19 protein-coding genes are annotated in these 24,939 nt (G+C 71.1%); 5 read left to right on the forward strand and 14 right to left on the reverse strand.

Annotated elements, in window-relative coordinates; translation table 11 throughout:
* Positions 1-102: 102 nt before the first annotated feature.
* Positions 103-1,254, reverse strand: a complete 1,152-nt coding sequence (locus ADK65_RS35370; RefSeq protein WP_053675529.1) for an adenosine deaminase — start codon at positions 1,252-1,254, stop codon at positions 103-105.
* Positions 1,255-1,377: 123 nt separating this feature from the next.
* Here ADK65_RS35370 and ADK65_RS35375 point away from each other — a divergent pair, with 123 nt between their 5' ends.
* A complete protein-coding gene (locus ADK65_RS35375) occupies positions 1,378-2,139 on the forward strand; it encodes a dienelactone hydrolase (protein WP_053675531.1) in 762 nt (253 codons plus the stop codon).
* A 141-nt stretch (positions 2,140-2,280) separates the two neighbouring features.
* Here ADK65_RS35375 and ADK65_RS35380 read toward each other — a convergent pair whose 3' ends face one another.
* The 3 genes from ADK65_RS35380 to ADK65_RS35390 all read right to left on the reverse strand — a co-directional run bounded on the left by ADK65_RS35380 (position 2,281) and on the right by ADK65_RS35390 (position 9,849).
* On the reverse strand, positions 2,281-4,251 hold the full coding sequence (locus ADK65_RS35380) for a metallophosphoesterase family protein (protein WP_053675532.1): 1,971 nt from the start codon (positions 4,249-4,251) through the stop codon (positions 2,281-2,283).
* On the reverse strand, positions 4,248-8,483 hold the full coding sequence (locus ADK65_RS35385; RefSeq protein WP_053675534.1) for an FtsK/SpoIIIE domain-containing protein: 4,236 nt from the start codon (positions 8,481-8,483) through the stop codon (positions 4,248-4,250). Before ADK65_RS35385 ends, ADK65_RS35380 begins: the two co-directional genes overlap by 4 nt.
* A 403-nt stretch (positions 8,484-8,886) precedes the next feature.
* Positions 8,887-9,849, reverse strand: coding sequence for a LysR family transcriptional regulator (locus ADK65_RS35390; protein ID WP_053675536.1), 963 nt, complete (start codon positions 9,847-9,849; stop codon positions 8,887-8,889).
* 63 nt (positions 9,850-9,912) lie between these two features.
* Here ADK65_RS35390 and ADK65_RS35395 point away from each other — a divergent pair, with 63 nt between their 5' ends.
* From ADK65_RS35395 to ADK65_RS35400, 3 genes are all read left to right on the forward strand, one after another.
* A complete protein-coding gene (locus ADK65_RS35395; RefSeq protein WP_053675537.1) occupies positions 9,913-11,187 on the forward strand; it encodes an MFS transporter in 1,275 nt (424 codons plus the stop codon).
* Positions 11,188-11,282: 95 nt separating this feature from the next.
* On the forward strand, positions 11,283-11,411 hold the full coding sequence (locus ADK65_RS39705) for a hypothetical protein (RefSeq protein ID WP_267889767.1): 129 nt from the start codon (positions 11,283-11,285) through the stop codon (positions 11,409-11,411).
* A gap of 151 nt (positions 11,412-11,562) precedes the next feature.
* On the forward strand, positions 11,563-12,579 hold the full coding sequence (locus tag ADK65_RS35400; protein WP_053675539.1) for a sigma-70 family RNA polymerase sigma factor: 1,017 nt from the start codon (positions 11,563-11,565) through the stop codon (positions 12,577-12,579).
* Here ADK65_RS35400 and ADK65_RS37785 read toward each other — a convergent pair.
* The gene (locus tag ADK65_RS37785; protein ID WP_159038864.1) at positions 12,463-12,849 is read right to left on the reverse strand and encodes an STAS domain-containing protein; all 387 of its coding nucleotides are present in this window, start codon (positions 12,847-12,849) and stop codon (positions 12,463-12,465) included. The two genes, ADK65_RS35400 and ADK65_RS37785, sit on opposite strands and share 117 nt — an antisense overlap.
* 197 nt (positions 12,850-13,046) lie before the next feature.
* Here ADK65_RS37785 and ADK65_RS35405 point away from each other — a divergent pair, with 197 nt between their 5' ends.
* Complete coding sequence (locus tag ADK65_RS35405) at positions 13,047-13,967, forward strand: AEC family transporter (RefSeq protein ID WP_053675541.1); 921 nt, start codon at positions 13,047-13,049, stop codon at positions 13,965-13,967.
* Position 13,968: 1 nt separating this feature from the next.
* Here the strand turns inward: ADK65_RS35405 and ADK65_RS35410 are convergent, their stop codons facing one another.
* From ADK65_RS35410 to ADK65_RS35450, 9 genes are all read right to left on the reverse strand, one after another.
* Positions 13,969-14,562: a Uma2 family endonuclease gene (locus tag ADK65_RS35410; protein ID WP_053675543.1), complete on the reverse strand. Its 594-nt coding sequence runs from the start codon at positions 14,560-14,562 to the stop codon at positions 13,969-13,971.
* Between the two features lie 96 nt (positions 14,563-14,658).
* Complete coding sequence (locus ADK65_RS35415) at positions 14,659-15,936, reverse strand: thymidine phosphorylase (protein WP_199825759.1); 1,278 nt, start codon at positions 15,934-15,936, stop codon at positions 14,659-14,661.
* A gap of 91 nt (positions 15,937-16,027) precedes the next feature.
* On the reverse strand, positions 16,028-16,432 hold the full coding sequence (locus ADK65_RS35420; protein ID WP_053675548.1) for a cytidine deaminase: 405 nt from the start codon (positions 16,430-16,432) through the stop codon (positions 16,028-16,030).
* On the reverse strand, positions 16,429-17,694 hold the full coding sequence (locus ADK65_RS35425; protein WP_053675550.1) for an ABC transporter permease: 1,266 nt from the start codon (positions 17,692-17,694) through the stop codon (positions 16,429-16,431). The genes ADK65_RS35420 and ADK65_RS35425 overlap by 4 nt, the downstream gene beginning before the upstream one ends.
* A complete protein-coding gene (locus tag ADK65_RS35430; RefSeq protein ID WP_053675552.1) occupies positions 17,691-18,809 on the reverse strand; it encodes an ABC transporter permease in 1,119 nt (372 codons plus the stop codon). Before ADK65_RS35430 ends, ADK65_RS35425 begins: the two co-directional genes overlap by 4 nt.
* Positions 18,809-20,380 carry an ABC transporter ATP-binding protein gene (locus tag ADK65_RS35435; protein WP_053675554.1) on the reverse strand — a complete coding sequence of 524 codons (1,572 nt, stop codon included), beginning with the start codon at positions 20,378-20,380 and terminating at the stop codon, positions 18,809-18,811. The genes ADK65_RS35430 and ADK65_RS35435 overlap by 1 nt, the downstream gene beginning before the upstream one ends.
* Positions 20,381-20,590: 210 nt before the next feature.
* On the reverse strand, positions 20,591-21,640 hold the full coding sequence (locus ADK65_RS35440; protein WP_053675556.1) for a BMP family lipoprotein: 1,050 nt from the start codon (positions 21,638-21,640) through the stop codon (positions 20,591-20,593).
* 281 nt (positions 21,641-21,921) lie between these two features.
* A complete protein-coding gene (locus ADK65_RS35445) occupies positions 21,922-22,965 on the reverse strand; it encodes a BMP family lipoprotein (protein WP_053675558.1) in 1,044 nt (347 codons plus the stop codon).
* Positions 22,966-23,701: 736 nt separating this feature from the next.
* Positions 23,702-24,934 carry a M20 family metallopeptidase gene (locus ADK65_RS35450; RefSeq protein ID WP_053675560.1) on the reverse strand — a complete coding sequence of 411 codons (1,233 nt, stop codon included), beginning with the start codon at positions 24,932-24,934 and terminating at the stop codon, positions 23,702-23,704.
* Positions 24,935-24,939: the final 5 nt, after the last annotated feature.

The following is a 24,939-nucleotide window of genomic DNA, read 5'->3' on the forward strand; positions in this document are numbered from 1 at the left end:
GGCGACCGTATTCAGGCGACCCCGTCCGCCGCAAACATCGAAATACGAACGGATGGTGAACACCGTCCGCAGGCACGGTGCGCCGATATCCCTGAATCAGCCCTACGAGGCGCCGGAACCGCTGGTGGAAGCGGTCTGCCGGAACAGCCATTCGGATTTCAGCTCGGCATATCCGGGCTTGATCACGTCATTGATCATGGCGAGCCGTTCATCGAAAGGAATGAAAGATGATTTCATCGCATTGACGGAGAACCATTGCATGTCGTCGAGCGTGTAACCGAACGCCTCGACAAGGTGCTCGAATTCCCGGCTCATGCTGGTGTGGGACATCAGGCGGTTGTCCGTGTTGACCGTGGCCCGGAAGTGGAGCCGGCGCAGCAGACCGATGGGGTGCTCGGCGTACGAGGACGCGGCCCCGGTCTGGAGGTTGGAGCTCGGGCACAGCTCCAGCGGGATGCGCTTGTCCCGGACGTAGGAGGCGAGCCGCCCGAGTTCGACCCGGCCGTCCTCGTGGACCTGGATGTCGTCGATGATCCGCACGCCGTGACCGAGCCGGTCGGCGCCGCACCACTGCAGGGCCTGCCAGATGGAGGGCAGCCCGAAGGCCTCGCCGGCGTGGATGGTGAAGTGGTTGTTCTCGCGCTTGAGGTACTCGAAGGCGTCGAGGTGCCGGGTGGGCGGGTAGCCGGCCTCGGCACCGGCGATGTCGAAGCCGACGACTCCCAGGTCGCGGTAGCGGTTGGCGAGTTCGGCGATCTCCAGGGCGCGGGCCGCGTGCCGCATGGCGGTGAGCAGCGCGCCCACGCGGATGCGCAGACCGTTCTCCCGGGCGCGCCGTTCCCCCTCCCGGAAGCCCTCGTTGACGGCCTCGACGACCTCTTCGAGCGTCAGGCCGCCCTCCAGGTGCTGCTCGGGGGCGTAGCGCACCTCGGCGTAGACGACGCCGTCCGCGGCCAGGTCCTCGGCGCACTCGGCGGCGACCCGGACCAGGGCGTCACGGGTCTGCATGACGCCGACGGTGTGCGAGAACGTCTCCAGATACCGTTCCAGGGAACCGGAGTCGGCGGCCTCGCGGAACCAGACGCCGAGTTTCTCGGGGTCGCTGTCGGGGAGCTGGGAGTAGCCGCAGGCGCGGGCGAGTTCGACGATCGTGCCGGGGCGCAGACCTCCGTCGAGGTGGTCGTGCAGCAGAACCTTGGGTGCCCGGCGGATCTGGTCCGGTGTCGGGGTGTTCGCAATGGTCTGGCTCGTCATTTCCGCACTGTAACGCCTACGCGCGTAGACGGCGCCTTTCCGGACGCTTGTCGTTTTCGTCGATACGTAACGGTGACCCCGAGGACGGGTCGAGTACACCCGCGCTTCTGACACTGTTCTGCCATGGCACACCAAGCGACGCCGGTTCGCAGGGCCCGGCTGGGCAGGGCACTCGGTCCGGAACCGACGGCGGTGAGCGGCGCGGTGCTGCTGCTCCCCGGCGGCGACGAGGTCTCCGGACGCAGACCGTCGCCCCTGCTGGCGGCCGCGTCGGTGCGTGCCGTCGGGCGCCGCCTGGCCCACGCCGGCCGGGGCGAGGGTCTCGCCGCGCACGTCGTGCACTACCGCTGCCGCGGCTGGAACGGCGACGAGGCCAATCTCGCGCGGGACGCGACCTGGGCGGCCGACGAGGTCGTCCGGCGGTACGGGGACGTCCCGGTCTGTCTTGTCGGGATCGGGATGGGGGGCCGGGCCGGGTTGCGGGCGGGGGGCCACGACGCCGTCAACTCCGTTCTGGCGCTTGCCCCTTGGCTGCCGGACGAGCGCGTCGCGGCGACACCCGAACCGGTGAAGCAGCTGGTCGGGCGCCAGGTGCTGATCGTGCACGGCACGAACGACGGGCGGACGGATCCGGAGCTGTCGTTCCGGCTGGCGGCCCGGGCGAAGAAGGCGAACCGGGATGTGTGCCGGTTCGAAGTGCACGCGGACGGTCACGGGTTGCACCAGTACCGGGACGAAGTGCTGGCTCTGGCCGCGGACTTCGTGATGGGGGCGTTGTTCGGGCGGGCGGTGTCGCGGCCCGTGCGGGACGCGTTCGCCGCGCCGCCGCCGTTGGGGTTGCGGATGCCGTTGGCTGCGGGGTTCGGCAAGTCGCTGCGCAAGTAGCGGTTCAGACCTCCTTGCCCTATGGCGCCCGAGGAGGTCGCGAGGTCTGGTGCCGTGCATCGCAACGCGCCGGCTTTTCGGTGAGCGGCGAGGTGCGGTCCCGGAGCCCCGCGCTCCGGACGGGCCCAGTGCAAGGACCTCTCAGGCCCGGTCGTCTGTCAGTCGCTCCAGAGGGAGTTCGTCCGGGGCTCCCGGGCGGAAGGCGGCAGGTGACTGCGGGAGCCACTGGCCACCCGTGAAGCGGACTGTGCGCAGGACGATCGTATGGCCGTTGCCTTCGCGGGCCAGGAGAAGCTCGTTGTAGCCGTTCTGCTCGTCGGTGTGCAGGCTGCCGAGTGCCGGGGCGCCCGCGATCCGGGTGGTCCAGCCCCGTCCACCGTTGAGGAACCGTTCGGCGGCCAGGAAGGCGAGGTGAGTGTGTCCGTGCAGGACGAGTGAGGTCTCCGCGGCGGCCAGAGCCCACTTGACCTGCCCCGCGTTGACCACCCCGGAGTACGGGGAGACTTCGACCGACGGGACCGGGGACAGTGGATGGTGCAGGGCGGCGAACGTGGTGTACCCGGCCTCGGCGCTCAGCCGGTCGAGCACGCCGCGAGCGACGACACCTGGGTCGACCCGCTCGAAGTCCTGGATGAGCGAGCAGATCTCGTCCTCGTCCTCGTCCTCGTCGACGGCGTGGGCGAACTCCTCCCGGATCTCGTGCAGGAGCCTGCGGTCCTGGTCGCGGGCAGGCTCACCGCCGGACTCGGCGCTGCCCAACAGGGCGACCCTGAGCCCGGCCTCGGGATACGCGACGTACAGCCTGCGATCCTTGTCGGGACGATCGAGGTCGGGGTGCGGGTACTCCCGGAAGACCCGGGCGAACCACTCGTGCCGGGCGGCGGGGTCCGGGTCGAGGCACCGCTCCCAGGAGACGTCGTGGTTGCCGCCGACCAGCAGCACGCGGGGGTCGTCAGCACGCAGGTCGGGGTGGTCCGCCAGGCAGGTGCCGAGTTCCCGCAGCCAGTTCAGGGCCTGCCGGCCGAAGGCGTCCGTGGGCCGGTTCACCAGGTCCCCTGTGGCGATCACGAGGTGCGGGGCGCGCACACCCAGGCCCCGTACGTGGTCGAGGTAGCTGGCCAGGGGCGAACCGGCGCCGGCGAGTTCGGCGAGCCGTCGGCCGGCCTCGGTGGTGTCCTTGGCGTCGACGTTGGCGCGTAGGTCGCCGCCGTGGTGCAGGTCCGACACATGGTGGACGCGCAGCACCTCGGGAAGGTGCCGGACAAGGACGGGGTCGGCCCGGAGCCGGTCCACGTCCGCGCTCCCACCTGCGCGCTGCGGCAGTCCGGCTTCACGCCAGCGCTCCTCACGCAGTGCTGCCCGGTGCCGCGTGGCGAGTCCGTTGTGGAACCACTGGTCGATGTACGCGTGACGGGTGATGGCCTCCTCGTAGGCAGCCCGTGTCAGGGTGGCCGGATCGGCACGCAGAGCCGGGTCGCTCTCACACATCTGCAGAGTGAGTTCGAGGAGGAAGGGCGTCTGCAGCCAAGCGGGGTCGGCGGCCTGGAGCCGGGCCACGACCTGCGGTGCCCAGTCGGGGGCACGGGCCGCCATCCGGGCGCACTCGGCTTCGTCGAGCAGGGGCGGCCGCAGTACGTCCTTGGGGAAGTCCACACCCAGCAGGGGACCGAGCAGGGCGTGTTCGGCGGGGGTCGCGAGCACCACCGGAACGGCTTCGGCCTCGCGGAGCCGGGCCAGCCCGTCGACGAGCACCCGCGCGGCCTCCTGCCCCTGGCCGCCCTGGGTCAGGGCCGGTTCGTCGACGAGGACCACGGTGCCGGGGTGGACACGGGGTGCTCCGCGCGTCCCGATCAGACAGCCCAGGCCGAGTCTGCGCACGGTCGCCGCGTGGGCCCGCAGGTCGACCCGCAGGGTGGGGTCCCCCGCCCGGGCGTGCTCCACGGCCTGGGCCAACCAGGTCTTGCCTGCCCGGCGGGGCAGCACCACGAACCAGGCCAGGCTGTTCGGCGCCCGCCCCTCCACCAAAGGGCGGGCCCACCCCGGTACTTCCCCTCCGGTGAACCTGACGTCGAGTTCGGCGCTGTAGGCCTGGCTGGGCCGGAAGTGGTTCATCGATGTGGCTCCCCATCCCGCAGCGGGCTTGCGTTGCGTGCGATCCAGTCGAAGAACGGCCGATCCGAAAGCCATTCGTCGGCGTGCCGGAGCAGCCCGACCTCGCGCAGGTCCTGACGCTGGGCACGGGCCGCGCCAGCCGGGACGCAGCCCGGCTCCGCCAGCAACGCTGCCCGGCCGGCCTCGCCGATCTCGGCCCAGCGGGCCAGGAAGTGGTGGTTCCAGTCGCCGATGAGACGCTCGTCCACCAGCTCCTTCAGCGCCTGAGTGTCCGTGAGCGGTCGCAGCGAGTTCGCCTGGACAGCCCGGACCACCGCGTCGCCCGCCACCTGGAGATAGAACGGCCAGGTGCCCACGAGACCGACAACGGCGGTGCCCGTGCGTTCCGGGGCGAGGTCTACGCCCAGGTTGGCGGCGGTGCCGGTGAGGAAGGTCAGGGCGTCGCGCCGGCCCAGCGGGCCGAGCACTCGGGCGTTGACGTCGTTGCCGAAGCTGGAGCCCGGTGCGGTCAGGGCCCAGCGAACCACCTGGTTCCAGTCCTTCTCGGTCCCGGTATAGACAAGCCAGGCGCCGGCCTGTCCCAGATCCCGCAGCCAGGACACGACGACGGGATCGTAGGCCACCAGACGCCCGATCTCGTCGAGCAGAAACGCGGGGCGGTCGCGCCCCGACCTGTCTCCCACCCGGTCGATCAGCCGCCGTGCCGCACCCGCACCGCCCCGCACACCGTCGTCCAGCAGCTCGGCCAGGGCGTCGGGGCTGTCGACACCGCCGCCGGGCGGCAGCACGATGCGCCGCACGGCCCTGGCGCCGTCGTCGTCCCTCAGCCGGCGGGAGAGTTCCTCCAGGACCCAGGACTTGCCGGCCCTCCGTTGGCCGAGCAACGCCACCGACGTGCCGGCGGCGAACCGGTCCCGGAGCCAGGTGATCTCCTCCTCGCGGCCGATCGGCCGGCCGCGCGCATCGCCGACGTGGAACTGGTCCGCGACCAGGGGGAAGTCCTCGACGCGGAACGGGCGGCGGCTCGGCGGCACGTGCGCACCGCGGGCCTCGGCGCCCGCTGCCCAGGAGGCCAGGCCGTCGGTCTGTCCCTTGCGGGTGAGCGGCCCCGGCAGCACGGCGATCTGCACGAGCCGCCCGGTGCTGGTGTCCAGGGCGCGTCCGGGGACCTGGTCGATCGGGCCGTACCGCTCGATGCCCAGGTATTCGTAGTCCTCTCGGTTCCTCAAGGGCAGCACCAGGACGCGCTCGGCGTAGGAGCCCAGCTTCCGGTGTCCGAGGGGCCGTGGGGCTCCGGCCAGTACGGTGCAGACCCCGGCGCGTGGCCCGTCGCGCAGCAGGGCCTGCATGTCGTCGACCGCCTGCGTCTGCTCGGTTGCCTCCATGCAGGAGACGAACGCCTCCCAGCTGTCGACCAGCACCAGCAGGTAGGGCATCCTGCGCTGCGAGGCGACAGCCTGCCGCTGCGCCGCGACGTCTTCGAAGCCGCCTTGGTGCAGCAGCTCGTGACGTCTGCGCACGGTGGCGGTGAGCCGGCCGAGAAGCCTCATCACCAGGTCGGGACGTCCCGCGGTCACCACTGCGCCGCAGTGCGGCAGTTCCGTGAGTGCCTGCAGGGCTCCGTCGCCGCAGTCGATGCCGTACACGTGCACGTCGGCGGCACTGTGCTGGCGGGCCACCGCCGCCGCGAGGGTGCGCAGGACCTGCGATCGGCCGCTGCCCGGCTTGCCCACGATCCGCAGGTTCCGGTCGCCCGCCAGGTCCAGCAGCACGGGTAGGTGGGCCTGCTCCTCGGGCACATCCGCCAGTGCGAAGGCAAGCGGCGGCAGGTCTCGGCCGACGGTCTGCGGCTCGATGTCGGTCAGGCGTACGACATCGCTCAGGGGAGGCGGCAGAGGTGAGACCGGAGCGGGCACCTGCAGAGCTTCCGCGGCGTCCCACAGGGCCCTCGCGAGCAGATCCACGTCCGTGGTCTGGTCGGCGTCGTCGTGCGGGACCACGGTTCCGCGCCGAGCCCTGACCGGCGCGAACGCGTCCCGGACCCGTACGTCCGGGCCGCTTCCCCGGCCTCGGATCCCATGCGCCGCAAGGGCGGTCTGCATGGCGAACAGCGGCCTGGCACCAAGGCGGACGTACGCCCGCCCGGGAGACGAGCCGGAGATGAACGCAGCGTCGGGCACACCGATGGCGGCGATGCTGTCAGCGGCGCTGAACGTACGCAGGGCGATGTGAATGTTGGTCAGGGACCGGATGGCGGAGGCGAAATGGCCGCCGACGCTCTGGGTGGTCAGGATCAGATGGACGCCGAGCGAGCGGGACCGGCGGGCCGTGTCGATAAGGCCCTGGAGGACTTCCGGCAGTTCGTGCGCCAGCGGGGAGAACTCCTCCACGACGACGACCAGCCGCGGCATCGGAGCCATCCCCGGCGAACGGTCGCGCAGTTCGGCGTACTCCTGGAAGTCCCGCGCGTGCGCCTCGCCCAGTTGCTTCATCCTGCGACGGAGTTCGGCCCCCAGCGCGGCGAGCACACGCCGGCCGAACGCGCCGTCCAGGTCGGAGGTGAGGGCGACGGTGTGCGGCAGTTGGCCCAGATCACCGAGACCCAGCGTCCCCTTGTAGTCGATGAGGAGGAAGTTCATCTCATCGGGTCGGTTGACGGCGGCCAAGGAGGCGAGCCATGTACGCAGCAGTTCGGTCTTGCCCGAGCCCGTCGCGCCCGTGATGAGCGCGTGCGGGCCGTGGGCGCGGAGGTCCAGTGCCTCCGGGCCGTCGGTCCCGGCGCCCACCACGGCCCGGGTGCTGCGCGGGGTTGCACGCCAGCGCGCCGCCGTCCTCCGGCTGTCGAGGCCGTCCTGACCCAGGAGATCGAACAGACGGTGGTATCGCAGGTTCTCTTGCCCCTGGGCGGCCGCGTCACGCAGCGGGGCGAGGCCACGGGCGGTTTCCTCCAGCCACTCCCGCGTGACCCGGTCGGGGACCCACGATGTCGCAGACTCGGGACGGGCGCCTTTGGCGGATGCCGCACCGCCGGGTGAGGCCTGTGACGCCTCGCCCGGCGGTGCGTCAGTGGCAGGCGGTCGATAGCGGACGTGCGACGGCTCCGCCTCGATCACTGCCCGGCACTCTGACGGCAGGTAGCGTGCTTCCGACTCCAGGCAGATCGTGTAGACCCCTGCGCCGGGGCCCTCCTCCAGGATCTGCGGAACAGCGCGCAAGGACCGGAACCGACGCGCTCCGTCCAGGATGAGAACGGTGACGGGACGTTCGGCCCCCAAGAGCACCTCCCGACGGCTCTGCCGCTGCCGGATCGTGCCCAATACCTCCCTGATCTGCCGCTCGACTCCCGCCACCGTCGCGTCGACGCGCGGCCGGGGATCCGAGGAGCCGTACGCTCGCGCGGCCGGCAGCCAGCGCATGAAAGCCCAGGCGTCCTCGGCCGCCGAGTCCGTCAGTACGCGAAAACCGACATCGGCGGGACCGTGCAGCAGGGCGGCCTGGGCGACGAGCCATGCGGCTGTCTCCCGGGGCAGGCTCCCCGGCCCGGCGATCCCGAGCACGGGGGCTTCTCCGGGCAGGGACACCATCAGCGGCCTGCCGTTCGGCTGCGGGGCGGCGGCTGCGCGCAGCCGGAGGAAGTTCTTGGCGTCCTGGTGTCGCCTCCACAGCTGAGCCGAGCCCAGCATGGGGTGCGTCCCGTACGCGACCTGCCGCACCACGTCGGGACCGGGGCACTCGATGAGTCCGTACGCCAGCATCAGCTCGGCCAGGGCTTTTCTGCTGCCCCACATCCGGGCGAGCAGCCTGAGCAGTGCCCACCGCCGCTTTCCCCCCTCGAAGACCCTGGCGACGGTCTCCTGCTCGTGGTGCAGCGAGTTCCCGTCCTCCGGCGACATCGAAGACTTTTGGCGGGAGGGACGCGCGTACAGCAGCGTGCCGCCCGCCCCCTCCGTCACGAGGTTCTCGGGCAGGCGCGAGTACTGCCGTTCGCGTGCCTCCTCCGCCGGCGGCGCGTGGTCCAGCCACAGCGACTCGCCGTCGTACAGCGGCGCCTCCACCAGCCGCAGGCCATACGGCAGTCTGCCACCGCGACCGAAGAGCTGTGGTGTGTGCGGCAGACCACAGTGGGCGGCGATCTCGTCGGCTGCGTGCCCCATGCGTGCCAGCTCGTGGGCCTCCAGGACGACGTCGCGTTCCGCGCCGTCCGGCGTCACCAAGGTGACGATCCACTCCATGTCGCCCCCGATGTCCCGCGGCGGTCAGCGCCCGGCTGCCGAGGTGGAGGCCGGCGACGGTGCCGCGGCGCCTTCGACGGCCAAAAGGACAGTCAGGCCCCGTACGTCCCGGGAGCCCGTGTGCCCGCTTCTCCGGCCCCAGGCGCAGCGCTCGATCGCGTGCCCGGTGATGTGCTCCGCCCACAGCCGTACGGCTTTGTGTGCCTCGCGGCGCTGCTCGGGTGCGGCAGCCGGCACGACGGGAAAGGAGCGGCTCCACGAGTCGCGCAAGGGCCGGTGCCCGCCTGCGTGGACAGCCTCCGACGTCACCTGACTCAGCATCAACCCCCCACAGGAATCCGGGCGATCCAGGCGCAGGTGAGCGTATCCGGTCAGGGCCGTCGGCGCTGCCCATACGGCGATCTCAGTCGGCGAGCAGCCGGCCCTTGCGGGACAGGAGGAACCTCTTGAAGGCTGCCACCGGGGGTGTGTCCGGGTGGCCCTCCAGCCAGGCGACTCCGATCTCCCGGACGGCGCGTGGGGCGGTCACCGTCAGTTCGACGACTCCCGGACGGGGGACGGCCGGTGGGGGCAGGAGCGCCACCCCGAGGCCCGCCGCCACCAAGCCCCTCAGGGTTTCCGCCTCCTCGCCCTCGAAGGCGATGCGGGGCTTGAAGCCGGCCTCCTTGCAGAGGTCGTCGGTGATGCGGCGCAGGCCGTAGCCGGGTTCCAGGGTGACGAACGTTTCGTCGGACGCCTCGGCGAGGCGGATGCGGCGGCGCCCGGCGAGGGAGTGGTCGGCGGGGACGACCAGGCGCAGTTTCTGCTCGTCCAGGCGGCGGGCCACCAGGTCGGGGGCGTCCGGCACCGGGGACGTCAGGCACAGGTCCAGTTCGCCGGCGCGCAGGCGCTCCAGCATGGCCTCGCCGTAGTTCTGGACGAGGCTGAAGCGGACGCGCGGGTGGTCGGCGCGGAAGGCGTGCAGGAGTCCCGGGACGGTCTCGGCGCCCATGGTGTGCAGGAAACCGAAGGCGACCTTGCCGGTCGTCGGGTCGGCGTCGGCGCGCACCTCCTCGGCGGCGCGCTCGATCTCGGCCAGGGCGCGCTCCACGGAGGCGAGGAAGGTGCGGCCGGCCGGGGTGAGGGAGACCGTGCGGCCGTGCCGGGCGAACAGGTCGACGCCCAGGTCCTGCTCCAGGCGGGCCATGGAGCGGGAGAGGGTCGACTGGGGGACGTTCATCTCCTGGGCGGCGCGGGTGACGTGCTCGGTGCGGGCGACGCCCGCGAAGTACGCGAGGCGCGGAGCCAGCAGCTTCGACATCTCCGCCATGTCTTCTGTGTCACTGCTTGGTGACAGGCGACCCTGTGAGCTCTGCTGATGCACCATGGGAACGATTATGAACGTTCCATGCATTGGACGGATCAGTGGGGGCGTCCGTAGGTTCGAGGCATGTCTCCCGCCAGTACCGGGGCGTCCACCGTCGTGGGCGCCGATGCCTCTGTCCCTGCTGTCGACTCACGCGTCTCCCCGGGTGGCCCCGGCTACCGCCGGATGAGTTTCGCCCTCTTCCTCGCGGGTGTCGCGACCTTCGCGCTGCTGTACTCCACCCAGGCACTGCTCCCGCTCATCTCCGGCGAGTTCGGGGTGGCGGCGAGCGACGCGAGCTGGACGGTGGCCGCCGCGACGGGCGGACTGGCGCTGTTCGTGCTGCCGATGAGCGCCCTGTCGGAGCGCTTCGGACGCCGGGCGGTCATGACCGCGTCGTTGGCCGTGGCCGTCACGCTCGGGCTGCTGGTGCCCTTCGCCCCCTCCCTCGGCGTGCTGATCGCGCTGCGGGCCCTGCAGGGCGCCGCCCTGGCCGGACTGCCCGCCTCGGCGACCGCGTACCTCGCGGAGGAGGTCACCCCCAAGGCTCTGGTCACCGCGATCGGCCTGTTCGTCGCCGGCAACAGCGTCGGCGGGATGAGCGGCCGCGTCATCACCGGCTGGGTCGCGCAGGAGTGGGGCTGGCGGGCCGCCGTCGGGGTCATCGGTGTGGTCGCGGTGGCCTGCGCGGTGGCCTTCCGGCTGCTGCTGCCCGCCCCGCGCCACTTCAGGGCCGGTTCGCTGCGACCGGGCGTCCTGGCCCGGACCGTCCGCGACCACCTCTCCAACCCTCTGCTGTGCCGGCTGTACGCGATCGGCGCGCTGTTCATGACGGTGTTCGGCGGCGTGTACACCGTCATCGGCTACCGGCTGACCGAGGCCCCGTTCTCCCTGCCGCAGGGCATCATCGGCTCCATCTTCCTGGTGTACCTGGTCGGCACGGCGTCGGCGTCGACCGCGGGCCGGCTGGTCGGCCGCCTGGGCCGCCGGGGCGCGCTGTACGCGGCGGGCGGTACGACCACGGCGGGCCTCCTGCTGTCCCTGGCGGGCACCCTCCCGCTGGTCCTGCTGGGCCTGGTCCTGATCACGGCGGGCTTCTTCGCGGGCCACGCGGTCGCCTCCTCCGCGGTCAGCAAGACGGCCACGCACGGCCGCGCCCAGGCCTCGGCGCTGTACCAGTCCGCCTACTACATCGGCTCCAGCGCGGGCAGCACGGTCGGCGCCATCGCCTTCCACGCGGGCGGCTGGGCCGGGACGGTCGGAGTCGGGCTCCTGGCGGTCCTGGGTGTCGTGACGATCACCGTCTTCGGGACCCGCGCGGCCCGGCTGCAGCGCCGCCACCTGGCCACGGCTGCCTGAGCACCGCCGTCGGTCCCCCTGTCCGGGGCCGGTTGTCAGTGGGTGCGGATACCGTCCGCGCCGGCTGACCACCGGACCGAGCAGGGGGATTCTTCATGGAGTTCCGGATCGACCGGGTGCTGGTGTACGCCGCCCCGGACGCCCCGGACGACGGGGAGACGGGCACGGTGGCCGGGGCCGGGGCGCACCGGCATCTGCTCATGTCCGTCAAGGAGCTCCTGTGAAGACCGGCGGGCCCGTCGCGGCCGGACTGGGTCACCTGCTTCCACCTGCGCTTTCCTGCGCTCGGGGGGCCGTTGTCAGTGGGCTGCGGTAGCTTCCGAAGTGCTGGGGCGCAACGGCGCGTGAACAGAACGTCCACAGGGGTGGGTGGAGATGGCGAACGGCACGGCGGCACCGACGGACCTGGACACCAGGCTGGAGGCACACCGGACGGAACTGACGGGGTACTGCTACCGGATGCTCGGCTCGTCCTTCGAGGCCGAGGACGCGGTGCAGGACACGATGGTCCGCGCCTGGCGCAGCTACGACAAGTTCGAGGGCCGCTCCAGCCTGCGCTCCTGGCTCTACCGGATCGCGACCAACGTGTGCCTGGACATGCTGACGGCGGGCAACAAGCGGGCCCGGCCCATGGACCTGACCGACTCCACCCCGCTCGCCCAGGCCGCCCTCTCCCCCCGCCCGGACAACACCTGGCTGGAGCCCATGCCGGACGCCCGCGTGCTGCCCACGACCGGCGACCCGGCGGAGGCGGCGGTCGCCAAGGAGTCCGTGCGGCTCGCCTTCATGGCCGCCCTGCAGCAGCTCCCGGCCAAGCAGCGGGCCGTGCTGATCCTGCGCGAGGTCCTGGCCTGGAAGGCCAGTGAGGTCGCCGAGTTGCTGGACACCTCGGTGGCGTCGGTGAACAGCGCCCTCCAGCGGGCCCGCGCCACGCTGGCCGACCGACAGGAGCCGGGCGCCGACGCGGCCGTCTCCGACCCGCTGGACGAGGACCAGAAGAAGCTGCTGGACCGCTATGTGGCGGCCTTCGAGGGCTACGACATGGCAGCGCTGACGGCCCTGCTGCACGAGGACGCGGTCATGACGATGCCGCCGTTCGACCTGTGGCTGACCGGCACGCGGGACATCACCGGCTTCATGACCACCCTGGGCGCTCCCTGCGCGGGCTCCCGGCTGGTGCCCGTGCAGGTCAACGGCCTGCCGGGGTTCGCGCAGTACAAGCCGGACCCCGAGAAGGGCGGTTTCACACCGTGGGCGGTCCAGGTGCTGGAGATCTCAGACGGCCGGATCACCGGGTTCCACTGCTTCCTCGACACCCAGCGCTGGTTCCCGCTCTTCGACCTCCCCCTCCACCTCGAAGCGGAGACCGACCAGGTCGAGCAGGGCGCGTAGGGCCGGGTCGGGGTCGCGCAGCCGGATCCGTCCCCCGGCCCGGCGGGCGGCCAGCTGGAGTCTCGCCAGCAGGTCGACGGCGGCGAGCCCCGGCGGCCCCAGGCCCGCGACATCGCACACCACGACCCGGGCACCACTGCCGTGCAGCAGTGCGCGCACGTCGTCGCTGAGCCCTCTCACCTCGTCCCGGGTGACAGGGCCGGGCAGTACGAGCACGGGCGGTGTCATGGCGTCCACGATCGGTAGACCGGGCGGGCGGCTGTAACTCATCGCGACCGTCCGGGCCGCCGGGCCGCCCTGCGGCCTGCCGACGCCGCCGCGCGGCCTGCCGAGCCGCCGTGCGGCCTTTCTGCGCCGTGAAGATCACATTGACCCGGGCAGCGCCTTCCCCGGAGGGTTGGCTGTATGCCCCAACCATCTGCCCCCGCCGCGCTGCCCTATGCCTTCCTCGCCGGTGGGGAGGTGCCGTGCGGGGGGTGCTGAGCGGGTTCGCGGTCATCGCCGTCGTCATCGGCGTCGGCTATCTGATCGGCCGCCGGGGGTATCTGGGCGGCGGCGGCCGCGAGGTCCTCACCAAGCTCGCCTTCCACGTGGCGTCCCCGGCGCTGCTCTTCACGACCCTCGCACAGGCCGACCTGTCGGTGATCTTCTCCGGCCGGCTGCTGGTCACGGCGATGAGCACGGCCGCGGCCGCGGGTGTCTTCGTGGCCGTGGGCGCGGCGCGGGGCTGGGGCGTGGGCCGGACGACGATCGGCGCGCTGTGCTCCAGTTACGTCAACTCCGGGAACCTGGGCATCCCGATCGCCGTGTACGTGCTGGGCGACGCGTCGCTGGTCGCGCCGGTGCTGCTGTTCCAGCTCGTCGGGGTGACACCGGTGGCCCTGACCGTCCTGGACCTGGCGAGCGGTGGCGAGAAGCGGCCCCTGTGGCAGCGGCTGCTGACGCCGCTGCGCAATCCGATCGCCCTGGGTTCTCTGGCCGGGGTGGCGGTCTCGGCGTCGGGCCTCAGGGTGCCAGGCCCCCTGCTGGACCCCCTCACCCTGATCGGCAACATGTCGGTCCCGGCGGTCCTGCTGGCCTTCGGCATCTCCCTGCGCGGCAGCACGCTGCCGCTGCGCGGCGCGGAACGGGCCCCGGTGCTCCTCGCCGTGGCCCTGAAGTCCGTGTTCCAGCCCCTGGTCGCCTGGGCTCTGGCGGCGGGTGTCTTCGGTCTGCGCGGTGCCCTGCTGCTCGACGTGGTGGTGACGTCCTCGCTGCCGGCCGCCCAGAACCTGTTCACCTACGCGAGCAGCTACCGGGTGGGCGAGGTGCTGGCGAGGGAGGCGATCCTGCTGTCGACGGTGCTTGCGGTGCCGGTGCTGGTGGTGGTGGCGGCGGTGCTGGGGTGACTCAGTTCTCGGCGAACTCGCCGGTGTCGAGGGCGAGGCCGAAGGGCTCGGGCAGCGTGATGAGTTCTCCGAACTTGCCCGCGTCGAGAACCCGGTAGACATCCCGTCGCGGTTCGCCGTAGAGCGTGATGGTGGGACCGCCGGGGGCCCAGCCGTCGATGAGCAGGTACAGCGGGACTCCCGCCTGGGCGTAGCCTGCGGCCTTCTTGATCCGGTCGTGCGCCGCGTTCGACTTGGAGGTGATCTCGACGATGAGTTCGGCGGCAGCCGCCGGGATGAAGTTGCCACCCTCGTCACGCAGCACCTGCCTGGGGGCTACAGCGAGATCAGGAATGTAGAGCCCGTCACGGGAGGGGACCGCCGTACCCAGGGTCTGGTAGATGCCCCAGTGCCTGGGGATGACCTCGTACAGGGCTCGCTGAACCAGGTCAGCGATGTCGTTGTGGGCGTTGGACGGCGGTGGCGCCACGGTGACGATCCCCTCGATGATCTCCACCTTGCAGCCCTCCGGCGCGTCCGTCTCCTGCCAGATCCGGACGAGGTCGTCCCACTCGTGTCGGTTGGCCGGGGAGTGGTCGACGGTGAGTGCGCTCATGGCGGTTCTCCTATCGGTGCGTCACCGATCCCAGCATGCCGAACGGGACCGGCAAGGGTCCACCGGTCCCGTTCACCCGAAAGGGAAAACGCCTGGTCAGGCGATACGTTCCAGCACCACCGGCGACGCCGTGAAGTCCGTCCCGGGCCCTGCGACGTCGTAGGAGCCCTCGATCGACTGGAGGGCGTACTCGAAGCGCTCGGGCGTGTCCGTGTGGAGGGTGAGAAGGGGCTGGCCCTCCGTCACCGTGTCGCCCGGCTTGGCGTGCAGCTCGATGCCCGCGCCCGCCTGCACCGGGTCCTCCTTGCGGGCCCGGCCCGCGCCGAGACGCCAGGCGGCGACACCGATGTCGTAGGCGTCGAGGCGGCTCAGGACGCCGGAGGACGGGGCCTTGATCACGTGCTGCTCGCGGGCGACCGGCAGCGGCGCGTCCGGGTCGCCGCCCTGGGCCGCGATCATGCGGCGCCAGACGTCCATCGCCGAGCCGTCGGCCAGGGCCTTCGCCGGGTCGGCGTCCTTGACGCCGGCCGCGTCGAGCATCTCGCGGGCGAGCGCGATCGTCAGCTCGACGACGTCCGCGGGGCCGCCGCCGGCCAGCACCTCGACCGACTCGCGGACCTCCAGGGCGTTGCCGGCCGTCAGACCCAGCGGGGTGGACATGTCCGTCAGCAGCGCGACCGTCTTCACGCCGTGGTCGGTGCCGAGGCCGACCATCGTGGAGGCCAGTTCGCGGGCGTCCTCGATGGTCTTCATGAAGGCACCCGTGCCCACCTTCACGTCCAGGACCAGCGAGCCCGTGCCCTCGGCGATCTTCTTGGACATGATCGAGGACGCGATCAGCGGGATCGCCTCGACCGTGCCGGTGACGTCCCGCAGCGCGTAGAGCTTCTTGTCGGCAGGGGCCAGGCCGTCACCGGCGGCGCAGATGACCGCGCCGGTGGTGTCGAGGACGTTCAGCATCTCCTCGTTGGACAGCAGGGCGCGCCAGCCGGGGATGGACTCCAGCTTGTCGAGGGTGCCGCCGGTGTGGCCGAGGCCGCGGCCCGACAGCTGCGGTACGGCCGCGCCGCAGGCCGCCACCAGGGGGGCCAGGGGCAGGGTGATCTTGTCGCCGACGCCGCCGGTGGAGTGCTTGTCGGCGGTCGGGCGGGACAGGGACGAGAAGTCCATGCGCTCGCCGGAGGCGATCATCGCGGCCGTCCAGCGGGCGATCTCGCGGCGGTTCATGCCGTTCAGCAGGATCGCCATGGCGAGAGCGGACATCTGCTCGTCGGCGACCTCCCCGCGGGTGTACGCGTCGATGACCCAGTCGATCTGCGCGTCGCTGAGTTCACCGCGGTCCCGCTTGGTGCGGATGACGGAGATGACGTCCATGGCCATGGCTTGGCTTCCTTCCGAGGTTTCCAGAAGCCGTACGGCCCCTCTGAGCCGGTCGCGTGAGCAACTCAGAGGGGCCGCACGGAAGTTACTTGCTGAGGTGCTCCGGGCCGAAGGCCTGGGGCAGCATCCGGGACAGCGGCAGGATCCCCTCGGGGGTCTCCAGCAGCAGGTCCGGGCCGCCGAACTCGTGGAGCAGCTGGCGGCAGCGGCCGCACGGGACGAGCGTTTCGCCGTCGCGGTCGACGCAGGTGAAGTGCGTCAGCCGGCCGCCGCCGGTGTTGTGCAGCTCTGACACCAGGCCGCATTCGGCGCACAGTCCGAGCCCGTACGAGGCGTTCTCGACGTTGCAGCCGGAGATGATCCGGCCGTCGTCGACCCGGGCCGCCACGCCGACCGGGTAGCCGGAGTAGGGGGCGTACGCCCGGGACATGGCGTCCCGGGCCACCGCGCGCAGCTTCTCCCAGTCGACGTCCGGGCCGGTGCCGGTCACTTGCCCTGCCCCTTCCGGTACGGCAGTCCGTCCGCCTTCGGCATGCGCAGCCGCTGCGCGGACATGGCGAGGACCACCAGGGTGATGACGTACGGCGTGGCGGAGACGACCTGGTTCGGGACCTCGTCGGTGGTCGCGTACCAGGCGAACACCAGGGCGGCGACGACCGCGGTGATCATCGACGGCGCGTACTTCTTGCGGACCACCAGGAAGATCGCCCCGATGATCAGCAGCAGCGCGCCGAGCAGCAGCAGGGCGTGCACGTTGGCGGAGCCGCCGCGCAGGTTGAGACTGTCGGTGTAGCCGAACAGGCCCGCGCCGAGGGCGAGGCCGCCCGGCATCCAGTTGCCGAAGATCATCGCCGCGAGGCCGATGAAGCCGCGTCCGCTGACCTGGCCCTCCAGGTAGAAGGGGTTGGCGACGAGCGACAGGAAGGCACCGCCGAGGCCGGCCAGACCGCCGGAGATGACGACCGCGATGTACTTGTACTTGTAGACGTTGACGCCGAGGGACTCGGCGGCGACCGGGTTCTCACCGCAGGAGCGCAGCCGCAGGCCGAACGCGGTGCGCCACAGGACCCACCAGGTGCCGGGGATCAGCGCGATGGCGATGAGGGTCAGCCAGGACACGTTGGTGACCAGGCCGCCGAGCAGGCCGGAGATGTCCGAGATCAGGAACCAGCCCTTGTCGTTGAGCTCCCTGAGGCCGTCGGACAGTCCCGGCACCGTGAAGTTGCCGAGGGATTCCACCGCCGGGGACTGCTTGGCGGAGCCGCCGGTGTGGCCCTCGAAGGCGAGGGGCGCGAGGTAGCGGGTGGCTCCGAGGGCGAGGATGTTGATGGCCACACCGGAGACGATGTGGTTGACGTTGAAGGTGACGGTCACGAAGGCGTGCAGCAGACCGCCGATCGCGCCGCCGAGGATGCCGACCAGGACACCGGTCCACGGGCCCCACTGGAAGCCGGCCCAGGCGCCGAACCAGGTGCCGAGGATCATCATGCCCTCGAGGCCGATGTTGACCACACCCGCGCGCTCGGCCCACAGGCCGCCGAGACCGGCGAGGCCGATCGGCACGGCGAGCTGGAGCGCGGTGGACATCTGGCTGACGTTGGTGATCCCGTCGGCGCCGGTGATGAGGCGGACGATCGAGGTGAGCGCCAGGCCTCCGGCGATGACGAGCAGCAGGACGGGCCACGACAGGCGGCGGCCGGTCGGCGCCGCGGGCTGCAGCGTGGGCTGGTTGACGTCGGTCGCGGTGGTCATCGGCCAGCCACCTCCTTCGTGTTCTGAGCGCCGAGGACGTGTCCGGCGGCGAGTTCGGCGCCGACGCGACGCTGCTGGCGGCGCAGACCCCATTCGCGGACGGCCTCGTAGGAGACGACGACCGAGAGGACGATCAGGCCCTGCATGATGACCGCGATCTCCTTGTCGTAGCCGTGGAAGTCCAGCTCGGGCGAGGCCTTGTCGAGCCAGGCCCACAGCAGGGCGGCGAAGGCGATGCCGACCGGGCTGTTGCGGCCGAGCAGGGCGATGCCGATGCCGAGGAAACCGATGCCGGTGGGGAAGTTGAGGTCGTAGGTGTGGCTGTCGCCGAGCAGGATCGGCAGGCCGGCCAGGCCCGCGATGCCGCCGGAGATCAGCATGGCGGTGAGCACCATGCGCTTGGGGTCGACGCCACTGGCCGCGGCGGCGGTCGACGAGGCGCCGGAGGCACGCAGGTCGAAGCCGAAGCGGGTGCGGTTGAGGACGATCCAGTAGCCGATGCCGAGCAGGACGGCGAGCAGCACCAGGCCGTAGATCTCCCCGGCGTCGCCCAGGCTGATCCCGGGGATCCAGCCGGACTCGGACATCTCGCCGGTGGTGTTGTTGTTGCCGGCCTTGACACCGAAGACGTTCGGCAGCCACATGTAGGCGATCACGGAGGTGGCGATCGCGTTGAGCATGATCGTGGCGACCACCTCGCTGACGCCCCGGGTGACCTTCAGGACGCCGGCGATGCCGGACCAGAAGGCGCCGGTGAGGACGGCGGTCAGGAGCAGCAGCGGGACCTGCAGCACGGCCGGCAGGGCCACATGGGCACCGACGATGGCGGCCATCATGGCGCCGAGCTGGTACTGGCCGTCGACGCCGATGTTGAACAGGTTCATACGGAAGCCGATGGCCACCGCGAGGGCCGCGATGTAGTACATCGAGGCCTGGTTGATGATCAGGACCTGGATGTCGGAGAAGCCCAGCTGCTCGAACATCAGGGCGAACGGCTCGAAGGGGCTCTTGCCCGAGGCGAGCAGCACGATCGCGCTCAGGACGAAGGCCACGGCCAGCGCGATGACCGGTCCGGCCACCGCGAGGAGCAGGCGCTCCTTGTCGAACTTCTTCATCAGCGGGCCTCGTCTTCCGGAGACTCGGGGGCGTCGGCCTTCGAGGTCTCGGGGGTGTCGTCGTGCTCGAGGTGGCCGGTGGCGGCGCCGGTCATGGCCGAGCCGAGCTCCTCGGGGGTGATGGTGGCCGGGTCGGCGTCCGCGACCAGCTTGCCGTTGTAGATCACGCGCAGCGTGTCGGACAGACCGATCAGCTCGTCCAGGTCGGCGGAGATCAGCAGCACGGCCAGGCCCTCGCGGCGCGCCTCGCGGATGTGGTCCCAGATGGCGGCCTGGGCGCCGACGTCCACGCCCCGGGTGGGGTGCGCGGCGATGAGGAAGCGCGGCTTGTGGCTCATCTCGCGGCCGACGATCAGCTTCTGCTGGTTGCCGCCCGACAGGGAGGCCGCGGTGACGTCGATGCCGGGGGTGCGGACGTCGTACTCCGTCACGATCCGGCGGGTGTCCTCCTGGGCAGCCTTCGGGTCCAGCCACACGCCCTTGGCGAGGGGCTTCTCGGTGACGTGGCCGAGGATACGGTTCTCCCAGAGGGGTGCCTCCAGCAGGAGGCCGTGGCGGTGCCGGTCCTCGGGGATGTAGCCGATGCCCTGCTCGCGGCGCCTGCGGGTGGGCCAGGCGGTGATCTCCTCGTCGGCGAGCCGGATGGTGCCGGTGTCGGCGGCACGGAGGCCGATGAGGGCGTCGACGAGTTCGGTCTGGCCGTTGCCCTCGACACCGGCGATGCCGAGGATCTCGCCCGCGTGGATGGTGAAGCTGATGTCGTCGAGGAGGGCCTTGCCGCCGGGGGCCGCGAGGCGCAGCTTGTCGACGCTGATGACCGGGCGGTCGGTGACGGTGGACTCGGCCGTCTCGGGCGTGGGCAGCTCGCTGCCGACCATCATCTCGGCGAGCTGACGGGGCGTCGTCTCGGAGGGGACGGCCGTGCCGACGGTGGTGCCGCGGCGGATGACGGTGATCTCGTCGGCGACGGAGAGCACCTCGCCGAGCTTGTGGGAGATGAAGATGACCGACAGGCCCTCGGAGCGCAGTTCGCGCAGGTTGGCGAAGAGCGCGTCCACTTCCTGCGGCACGAGCACGGCGGTCGGCTCGTCGAGGATGAGGGTGGTGGCGCCGCGGTAGAGGACCTTGAGGATCTCCACGCGCTGGCGGGCGGCGACGCCGAGCTCCTCGACGAGGAGGTCGGGCTCGACGCCGAGGCCGTAACGCTCGGAGAGCTCCTTGATCTTGCGGCGGGCCCTGGCGCCGATGCCGTAGAGCTTCTCGCTGCCGAGGACCACGTTCTCGAGGACCGTGAGGTTGTCGGCGAGCATGAAGTGCTGGTGGACCATGCCGATGCCGCGGACGATGGCGTCGGCCGGCGACGAGAAGGTCACCTGCTCGCCACCCACGGCGATGGTGCCCTCGTCCGGCTTCTGCATGCCGTAGAGGATCTTCATCAGCGTCGACTTGCCGGCGCCGTTCTCGCCGACCAGGGCGTGCACGGTGCCCTTGCGGACGGTGAGGTGGATGTCGTGGTTGGCCACGACTCCGGGGAAACGCTTGGTGATCCCGGCGAGTTCGACGGCGGTCACCGATTCGTTGACCGCCGCTCCGGCCGGAGGGCTGCTGGACGCGTTGATGGCGCACTCTCCTGGGGACGGGGGCCGTCTACGCGCGTAGCGCCCCTACGGCATACAAAGGGGCCGACGCCCCGCGGCAACGGGGCACGAGGAGCAGCTCCCCGCACCCCGTCGAGCGGACGTAACCCCGGGGGTTACCGCCTGCTTCGAGGCAGTCGCTCGTCAGCTGCTCTTGACCTTGATCTCGCCGCTGATGATCTTCTCCTTGGCCGTCTTGATGGCTGCCTGGAGCTCGGCGTCGTCCGCGAACTTCGGGTTGGAGTTCGACAGGCTCACCTCGCCGGACTTCAGATCGCCACGAACGATACCGGTCTCGGGCTTGCCGTCCTCGACCGACTTCGCCAGGTTGTACACCGCCTTGGCGACGTCCTTCATCGCCGACGTGAGGATGGAGTCCTTGTACTTGGCAAGGGCTTCCTGCTGGTACTGGTCGGAGTCGACACCGATGGCCCACACCTTCTCGGTGGCGGCGGCCTCGATGACACCCTGGCCCGACAGACCGGCGGCCGCGTAGACGACGTCGGCCTTCTGCTCGATCTGGCCTTCGGCGGCCGTCTTGCCCTTGTCGGGGCTGGCGAAACCGCCCTCCTCGGCGGTCTGCGTCAGGTACTGCGAGAGCACCTTGACCTTGGGGTCGGTGTCCTTGACGCCCTGCGCGAAGCCCGCCTGGAACTTGTGGATCAGCGGGATGTCCACGCCGCCGACGAAGCCGACGACCTTGGTCTTGCTGGTCTTGGCGGCGGCGACACCGGCCAGGTAGGAGGCCTGCTCCTCGTTGAAGACCAGGTCGGCCACGTTCTTGGTGTTGATCGTGGCGTCGTCGACGATGCCGAAGGTGGTCTTCGGGAACTTCTCCGCGGCGCCCTTCACGGCGGCGGCGTACGCGTAGCCGACACCGACGACCGGGTTGTAGCCCTGCTTGGCCAGGGAGACCAGGCGCTGCTCCTTGTCGGCGTTCGTCTCGCCCTCGGTGGGCTCCACGTCGGCCGTCTGGTACCCGAACTCCTTCTTCGCCTGCTCCAGGCCCGCGTACGCGGCGTCGTTGAAGGACTGGTCGCCCTTGCCGCCGACGTCGTAGGCGATGGCGAGGCCCTTGTCGCCCTTCGAGTCCGACGACCCGGCAGAGGTCGAGGTGCCGCCGCAGGCGGAGAGCGCGAGGGCCAGGGAGGCGGTCGCTGCGCCTGCGACCGTGATCCGGGAAATCCGGCGCATGTGTGGGTGCTCCTGTCGTACAACCGAGGTGCACAGCGCCGGACGGTTCAGCTTCAGCGCTGGCTTCGCCGCAGATTAACGCGCGTAGACCTGCCTGAAAACCCCTTCTGTCCACCTTGTTATGCGCCCGTGGCCAAGCCATCACCCGGACTTGGCCGGGGCGTTGCCGACCGCAAACGGGGCGTGGCGCTGGGTGATCCGTTTCCGGCAGGGCCGGGAAACGCGGAGCGGGCGGGCACCCAGGAGGTGCCCGCCCGCTCCGGCTGGTCAGACCGGTCGGATCACTCGGTGTTGACCTTGATCTTGCCGTCGATGATCTCCTGCTTGGCCTTGTTCACCGCGTCCTGGAGACCCGCGACCTTCGCGTACTCCGGGTTGGACTCCGCCAGGCCCACGCCGTTGACCTTCAGGTCGAAGGTCTGGGTGCCGGTCAGCGGCTTGTCGTCGTGGACCGACTTGGACAGGGCGTAGACCGCGCCGCCGACGTCCTTGAGCGCGGAGGTGAGGATGTAGTTCTTGTACGGCGCCAGGGCGGCCTGCTTGTACTGGTCGGAGTCGACGCCGATCGCCCAGACCTTCGCCTTGGCCGCGGCCTCGATGACACCCTGGCCGGACAGGCCGGCGGCCGCGTAGAGCACGTCGGCCTTCTTCTCGATCTGGCCCTCGGCGGCGGCCTTGCCCTTGTCCGGGCTGGAGAAGCCACCCTCCTCGGCCGTCTGCGTCAGGTACTGCGACAGGACCTTCACCTTGGAGTTGGTGTCCTGCACGCCCTGCTTGTAGCCGGCCTCGAACTTGTGGATCAGCGGCACGTCGACACCGCCGACGAAGCCGACGACGTCGGTCTTCGTGGCCTTGGCGGCGGCGACACCGGCGAGGTACGAGGCCTGCTCCTCGGCGAAGACGAGGGAGGCGACGTTCTTGCCCGGGACGACGGAGTCCACGATGCCGAAGGTGGTCTTCGGGTACTTGGCGGCCACGGCCTTCATCGCCGGGCCGTAGGCGAAGCCGACACCGATGACCGGGTTGTAGCCCTGCTTGGCCAGCGACGCCAGGCGCTGTTCCTTGTCGGCGTTCGTCTCGCCCTCGGTGGGCTCGATGTCGGCCGTCTTGTAGCCGAACTCGTCCTTGGCCTTCGTCAGGCCCGCGTAGGCGGCGTCGTTGAAGGACTGGTCGCCCTTGCCGCCGACGTCGTAGGCGATGGCCAGGCCCTTGTCGCTGCTGTCGCTGCCGCCGCTGTCACTGCTGGTGCCGCCGCAGGCCGTGGCGACGAGCCCGAGCGACGCGACCCCCACCGCGACACGGGTCAGTTTGGAAATCCGACGCATCTGAAGTTCCCCATTCTCCAAAGCCCCGCGATGGGTGCTCGGTTCGGCGCACATTAACGCGCGTAGACACTCCTGGGAACGGTTCGCCGCGGGGCCGTTATCCATTCGTGCCGATGGCCGGTTACGCCCTTGTGAACCACAGGATCGAACGGGGTCGAAAGGTGTAGTCGGGGACACGGCGCGTGCCTACCTCGTGACGCGCACCAGGCTGCCGTGAGGCTGCGCCGCTCGCAACCGGAGGGTCGGCCGTTGGGGCCGGGGGTGTGGCGGCCCGGGGCCGGGGCTGTGGGGGTCGAGGTCGTCGGGTCCCTGCGGCGCCGTCGTGGCTTGTTGCGCAGTTCCCCGCGCCCCTGAGTGACCTGTGCGGCGCCGTCGGGGCTTGTCGCGCCGTTCCCCGCGCCCCTGAGTTACCCGTGCGGCGCCGTCGGGGCTTGTCGCGCCGTTCCCCGCGCCCCTGAGTTACCCGTGCGGCGCCGTCGGGGCTTGTTGCGCCGTTCCCCGCGCGCCTGAATTGCCCGTGCGGCGCCGTCGGGGCTTGTCGCGCCGTTCCCCGCGCCCCTGAATTGCCCGTGCGGCGCCGTCGGGGCTTGTCGCGCCGTTCCCCTGCGGCGCCGTCGGGGCTTGTCGCGCCGTTCCCCGCGCCCCTGAATTGCCCGTGCGGCGCCGTCGGGGCTTGTCGCGCCGTTCCCCGCGCGCCCAAGAGGGGCACGGCCGGCCCTGGTCGGAGGGGGTGGTGCTAGCGGAGGCCGTTGACCAGGGCCGCGGCCGTGAAGAGTTCGACTCCTACCGTGATGGCCGACTCGTCGACGTCGAAGTCGCCCTGGTGGAGGTCACGGATGTGGCGTTCGCCGGGGGTGCGGACGCCCAGGCGGGCCATCGCGCCGGGGACGCGCTCCAGGTACCAGGAGAAGTCCTCGCCGCCGAGGCTCTGCTCGGTGCCCTCGACGGACTCGACCCCGCGGCGGGCGATCATCGCGTCGCGCAGCAGTTCGGTGACGCCGGGCTCGTTGACGACGGGCGGCACGCCGCGGACGTAGTTGATCTCCGACTTGGCGCGGTACAGATTCGCGATCTCGTCGATGGCGGCGACCACCACGTCGGGGGCCTGCCGCCACGCCTCCAGGTCGAGGCAGCGCACGGTGCCGGAGAGCTCGGCGTGCTGCGGGATCACGTTCGGCGCGTGCCCCGACTCGACGCGGCCCCAGGTGATGGCGAGCCCGCTGCGGCTGTCGAAGCGGCGGCCGACCAGCGCGGGTACGTCGGTGACGACGCGGGCGGCGGCGGTGACCAGGTCGGTGGTGAGGTGGGGGCGGGCGGTGTGGCCGCCCGGGCCGTCGAGGCCGATCTCCAGCCGGTCGCAGGCCGAGGTGATGGGGCCCTCGCGGAGTCCGATCTTGCCGGCGTCCACCCGGGGGTCGCAGTGCACGGCGATGATGGCACCGACACCCTCCAGCGCCCCGCACTTGATGGCGTCGGCCGCGCCGCCGGGCAGCACCTCCTCGGCGGGCTGGAAGATCAGCCGCACGGGGCGGGGCAGGGCGCCCTGCCGGTGCAGCTCGGCGAGGACGAGACCGGCACCGAGCACGACGGTGGTGTGCACGTCGTGACCGCAGGCGTGCGCGCGGTCGGGCACGGTCGAGCGGTAGGGGCACTCCGCCTTGGTGTCCGGGATGGGCAGGCCGTCGATGTCGGCCCGCAGGGCGAGCATGCTGGGACCGCCGTCCCACTGCTCGCCCTCCACGCCGATGTCACAGACGAGTCCGGTCCCCACGGCGAGGACGCGTGGCTTGAGGCCGGCCCGCTCCAGCCGCTCCTTGATCGCGGCGGTCGTGCGGAACTCCTGGTTGCCGAGCTCCGGGTGCATGTGGAGGTCGCGCCGGAACGCGATGAGCTCGGCCCGCAGAGCGTCGGGCAGGGCACCGGGAAGCACGGCTCCGCCGGGAAGATCGACCTCGGACTCCAGTGACATCAGTG

This window comes from Streptomyces sp. NRRL B-1140 (assembly GCF_001280065.1).
Taxonomy (GTDB): Bacteria; Actinomycetota; Actinomycetes; order Streptomycetales; family Streptomycetaceae; genus Streptomyces.